This window comes from Rhodococcus sp. ENV425 (assembly GCF_002887785.1).
In the GTDB taxonomy this organism is placed as follows: domain Bacteria; phylum Actinomycetota; class Actinomycetes; order Mycobacteriales; family Mycobacteriaceae; genus Rhodococcus; species Rhodococcus aetherivorans.
In genome coordinates this window covers 43455-49308 of the sequence record NZ_PCZU01000297.1, presented here as the reverse complement: position 1 = coordinate 49308, position 5854 = coordinate 43455, and the positions used below count along the sequence as shown (strand labels likewise).

At 73.7% G+C, this 5854-nt stretch carries 2 protein-coding genes; both read left to right on the top strand.

The features are described from left to right. A partial coding sequence (locus tag CQZ88_RS28275; RefSeq protein ID WP_102800616.1) for an amino acid adenylation domain-containing protein occupies positions 1-3966 on the top strand: 3966 nt, incomplete at its 5' end. A 226-nt stretch (positions 3967-4192) separates the two neighbouring features. Next, positions 4193-5854, top strand: a 1662-nt coding sequence (locus tag CQZ88_RS32120) for an amino acid adenylation domain-containing protein (RefSeq protein ID WP_258008852.1), incomplete at its 3' end; no start/stop codon positions are given.

Sequence of the window (5854 nt, the reverse complement as noted above, 5' to 3'; positions counted from 1 at the left end):
CCCGCGCAGCAGCGCATGTGGTTCCTCAACCGCCTCGATCCGGACTCGGCGGTGTTCAACATCCCGCTCGCCGTGCGGCTGTCCGGCAGGCTCGACGTCGACGCGATGCGCGCGGCCGTGCGGGACGTCGTCGCGCGGCACGAGACGCTCCGGACGGTGTACCCCGAGGTCGACGGCGTCGGCGAGCAGCGCATCCTCGCCGTCGGCGACGTTCCGCTCGACCTCGGGCCGGAGGACGCGACCGACTCCGACGCCCCGGCCCGCCTCGCCGGCCTCGCGGGCAGGCGCTTCGACGTCACCGGCGAGGTTCCCGTCCGCGCCCGGCTCTTCCGGATCGCCGACGACGAGCACGTGCTCGCCGTGGTCCTCCACCACATCGCCGGCGACGGCTCGTCGCTGGGGCCGCTCGTCCGGGACCTCGTCACCGCCTACACCGCACGGTCGGCGGGACGGGAACCGTCGTGGGAGCCCCTGCCCGTCCAGTACGCCGACTACACGCTGTGGCAGCTCGACGCCCTCGGCGACGAGGACGATCCCCGGTCCGGGACGGCCCGGCAGCTGGCCTACTGGCGGCGTGCGCTCGCCGGCATCCCCGAGCACCTCGAGCTCGCCACCGACCGGCCGCGCCCCGCGGTCATCGGCCATGCGGGCGAACGGGTCTCGGCGCAGGTCGACGAGGCCACCCGCGACGCGATCGCGGCTCTCGCGCGCGAGCACGGCGTGACCCCGTTCATGGTGCTGCACGCGGTCCTCGCGGTGCTGCTCGCGCGGGTGTCGAACACCCACGACGTGGTCGTCGGCACCCCCGTCGCGGGACGCACGGCCCCCGAACTCGACGGCCTGATCGGCATGTTCGTCAACATGCTCGCCCTGCGGACGGACGTCGACGTCGCCGCGTCGTTCACGACGCTGCTCGGGCAGGTCCGCGACACCGATCTGCAGGCGTTCGCGCACGCCGACGTGCCCTTCGAACGCCTCGTCGAGGTGCTCGACCCGGTCCGGTCCACCGCGCGCCATCCCCTCTTCCAGGTCGGGTTCTCGTACCAGAACTTCGCCCACGACGCCCTCGAGCTGCCGGAACTGCGGATCGCGCCGGTCGAGAGCGTTTCGTACGCAGCGCGTTTCGATCTCCACGTCACAGTGGTCGACCACGGTGCGGGCGGCGGCCCGGGCGGTTTCGACGTCGAGTTCGGTTACGCCACCGACCTGTTCGACGCGCCGACGATCCAGCGCATGCTCGACCGGTACCTGCGGATTCTGCGGGCGATCGTCGCCGAACCCGACACCGTCGTCGGCGACATCGATCTGCACGACGCCACGGAACTCGCCGGGATGATGCGGGCATGGGAGGCCGAACAGGCCGACCTCACCGCCGGCCGGACCCTCGTCGACCTGTTCGACGAGCAGGTCGCGGCCACCCCGGACGCACCCGCGCTGGTGTTCCGCGGCGGCACCCTCACCTACCGGGAGTTCGACGAGCGCGTCACCCGGCTCGCCCGCCACCTCGTGGCGCAGGGAGTGGGACCGGAATCCACGGTGGCCCTGTGCATCCGGCGTTCGGTCGACCTCGTGGTGGCGATGTACGCCGTCGCCAAGGCCGGCGGCGCCTACCTGCCGCTGGATCCCGACCACCCCGCGGCCCGCAACGAGTACATCCTCGGCGCCGCGGCCCCGCAGTGCGTGCTGTCGACCACCGCCGACCGGGTCGACGCGCTGGCCGGGCGGACGGTGCTCGATGTCGACCGCCTCGACCTGAGCGACGTCGATCCCGCGCCGCTCGGTGACGCGGACCGGCGGACACCGCTGCGCGCCGCGAACACCGCCTACGTCATCTACACCTCCGGATCGACCGGACGCCCGAAGGGCGTGGCCGTGCCGCACGAGGCGATCGTCAACCAGATCGCCTGGAAGCGGGCGCACTACGAGCTCGGCCCCGACGACGCGGTACTGCTCAAGACCGCCGCGACCTTCGACCTGTCGGTGTGGGAGTTCTGGTCCGCGCTCACCTGCGGGGCCCGCCTGGTGATCACCGCCCACGACGGGCACCGCGACCCGTCCTACCTCAACGACCTGATCCGCCGGGAGAAGGTCACGACCCTGCACGTGGTGCCGTCGATGCTCGAGGCGCTGCTCGAGGACTCGGCCGGCGAGCTGCCCGACACCCTGCGCCGCGTCCTCGCCATCGGCGAGGTGCTGCCCACCCCGACGGCGGAGCGCGCGCTCGGCGCCTCGAACGCGGACCTGGTGAACCTGTACGGCCCGACGGAGGCGGCCGTCTCGGTGACCGCGCACGCGGTCACCGCACTCGCGCACACGTCGGTGCCGATCGGCGACCCCATCCCCAACACCCAGACGTTCGTCCTCGACGAGCGGATGCACCCCGTGCCGCCGGGCGTGGCCGGCGAACTGTACCTGGCCGGGGTGCAGCTCGCCCGCGGGTACCTGGGCCGACCCGGCCTGACCGCCGAGCGGTTCGTCGCCAATCCGTTCGGCGTGCCCGGCTCACGCCTCTACCGCACCGGGGACGTGGTGCGCTGGCGCGTCGACGGTGACGACCCCGGCCGCGGCACCCTGGAATACCTCGAGCGCGCCGACTTCCAGGTCAAAGTGCACGGGTTCCGGATCGAACTCGGGGAGATCGAGGCCGCGCTGCGCGCCCTTCCGGCGATCCGCGACGCCGCGGTCACCGTCCACGGCGGGGACCGGCTGGTGGCCTTCCTGGTCCCGGCCGCCGGGCCGGTCGACGTCGCCCGGCTGCGCGCCGCGCTGGCCGAGACCCTGCCCTCCTACATGGTGCCCGCCGGCTTCGTCACCCTCGACGCGTTGCCGCTGAACCCGCACGGCAAGCTCGACCGCGCGGCACTCCCCGAGCCGGTGATCGCCCCGCGGAGCCACCGCCCGCCGCGCACTCCGCTCGAGACGGAGGTCGCCGCCGCATACCGGGAGGTCCTCGCGCCGGCCGGGGGAACCGATACCGGGGCGTTCCCGGTCGGCCTCGACGACGACTTCTTCGACCTCGGGGGGAACTCCCTCAGCGCCGTGCGGGTGATCGCCCGGCTGCGCGAGCGCACGAGCCTGCCGGTGTCGCTGCAGTGGCTGTTCCTCACGCCCACCGTCGAAGCCCTCGCCGCCCGGATCGAGGCATCCGCCGGCGATCCCGGTCCGGCCGATCACACCGCAGGGTTCGACGCGGTGCTGCCCCTGCGCCCGGGCGGTTCCGCCGAACCGGTGTTCTGCATCCACCCGGTGATCGGCCTGTCGTGGAGCTTCGCCGGCCTGGCCCGCCACCTCGACCCCGAGCGTCCCCTCTTCGGACTGCAGTCCCCGGCCCTGCGCGACGACGAACCGCTGCCCGAGAGCATCGACGCGTGGGCGGCCGACTATGCGGCCCGGATCCGGCATGTCCAGCCGGCCGGTCCGTACCACCTGGTCGGCTGGTCGCTCGGCGGCATCCTCGCCCACGCCGTCGCGGTCCGTCTGCGCGCCGACGGCGACGAGGTCGCCACCCTCGCCCTGCTCGACGCGCATCCGCCCACCGCGCCGACCGGGACCGCCCCCTCCGCGGTCACCGTCGCCGACCTGCTCGGCGCGATCGGAACCGACGTCGGGTCCGACGTCGACCTGGCGGAGTTCACCCCCGCGCGGGCACTGGAGCTGGTCGCCGACCTGCCGGCCCCGTTCGACGCGCTGTCCCTGCCCCGGCTCGAACGCCTCTTCGAGGGCGTGCGCCTGTCCTACCGGCTGCTCGGCGAGCACCGGCCCGCCCGATACGACGGTGATCTGCTGTTCTTCGCCGCGGGGGAGGACGGAACCTCGGCCGCCCGCGCCGCGCAGCAGTGGCGGGCCCACGTCACCGGCACCCTGGCGGTCGAATCGGTCCAGGCCACCCACTGGAAGATGACGTCGCAGGAAGCCCTCGCCCGGATCGGTCCGGTGCTGGACCGCTGGATCGGGGGCGCCCGCTGACCCGTATCCTCCGTCGTCCTCCCGGCGACCGCGGCGGGTGATCCGCGGTCGACCGCCCGGTTTCGGCCGTAACGAAGCGCCCGACGCCCCGATGGTCTAATGGGGCTGGCGCGTGCCACCCTGCACTGTCGTGTGCAGAGGGCAGCGGCTGGGACGATGAGGGATACGCGAGGTGGATGATGCCTGGAGTGCACGCGCAGGACGACCGGCGACGGAGCACGCGGGGATGAGTGTCGACGGTTCGGGGGACCGACGACCGGACGAATCACGCAGCCGCCGGCCGGTCCGGCAGCGGCCCACACGCCGGCGCGGACCCCGCGTCGCCCTTCTGCCCCAGCTCCTGGCCGCCGCGGTCGAACGGGACCCCGGCGCACCCGCCGTGGTGTTCGAGGACCGCACCCTGAGCTACGGCGAGCTCGACTCGGCCTCCTCCCGGCTGGCGCGGCTGCTCATCCGGCGGGGGATCGGCCCGGAGGATGTGGTGGCGGTCGCCGTACCCCGCTCGATCGAGTCGGTGCTGTCGGTGTGGGCCGTCGCCAAGACCGGCGCCGCCTTCGTGCCCGTCGACCCGAACTATCCGGACGACCGCGTCCGGCACATGATCGACGACTCGGGCGCCCGGGCCGGCCTGACCCTCGCGGCCTCGGTGCCCGGCCTGCCCGGCTCCGTGCCCTGGATCGCCCTCGATTCCGCCGAGACCCGCACCACCCTCGCCGAGCAGTCCGCAGCGCCCGTCGCGCTCGACGACCGGGTCCGGACGCTGCGGGCGGAGCATCCCGCCTACGTGATCTACACCTCCGGTTCCACGGGCCGGCCCAAGGGCGTGGTCGTCACCCACACCGGCCTCGAGGGTTTCTGCGCCGAGCAGGTCGAGCGGTACACGCTGACCCCGGACTCGCGGACCCTGCACTTCGCTTCGCCCAGCTTCGACGCCTCCGTCCTCGAGCTGCTGCTCGCCGTCGGCGCGGGCGCCACCATGGTGATCGCCCCACCGTCGGTGTACGGCGGCGAGGACCTCGCCGAACTGCTGCGCAGCCGGCAGGTCACCCACGCCTTCGTCACGCCCGCCGCCCTGGCGTCCGTCGACCCGGCCGGGCTGGACACCCTCGGCGTGGTGATCGTGGGCGGTGAGGCGTGCCCACCCGACCTCGTCGCGCGATGGGCGCCCGGTCGCCGCTTCTTCAACGGCTACGGGCCCACCGAGACCACGATCATGACGAACATCTCGCACGCGCTGCAGCCCGGCGAGCAGGTCACCATCGGCCGGGCCGTCCGCGGGATGACCGCGCACGTGCTGGACGAGCGCCTCAACCCCGTCCCGGCCGGTGTCGTGGGGGAGCTGTATCTCGAAGGACCCGGCCTCGCCCGCGGCTACCACCGTCGCGCCGCGCTGACGGCCGAGCGGTTCGTCGCCGGGCCCGGCGGCCCCCGCCTGTACCGGACCGGTGACCTCGTCCGATCGGGCGAGACCGGCCTGATCTACGCGGGGCGCAACGACTTCCAGGTCAAGATCCGCGGATTCCGCATCGAACTCGGCGAGATCGACGCCGCGCTGGCCGCACACCCCGATGCCGACTTCGCCGTCACGGTGGGACGGCCGACCCCGTCGGGGGAGGCCCGGCTGGTGTCGTACGTTCACCCCGTGCCGGGGGCGGTCGTCGACCCCGACGCGCTGACCGAGTTCGTCGCCCGCCGGCTGCCCGCGCACATGGTGCCGACCGTGATCGTGCCCCTCGACCGGATCCCCCTGACGCCGGTCGGCAAGCTCGACCGGGCGGCCCTGCCCGAACCGGAGCTGCCCGCCCACGAGTACCGCGCGCCCCGCTCCGCCGCGGAACACGCGGTGGCCGAGGTGTTCACGGAGCTGCTCGGCACCGAGCGGGCCGGG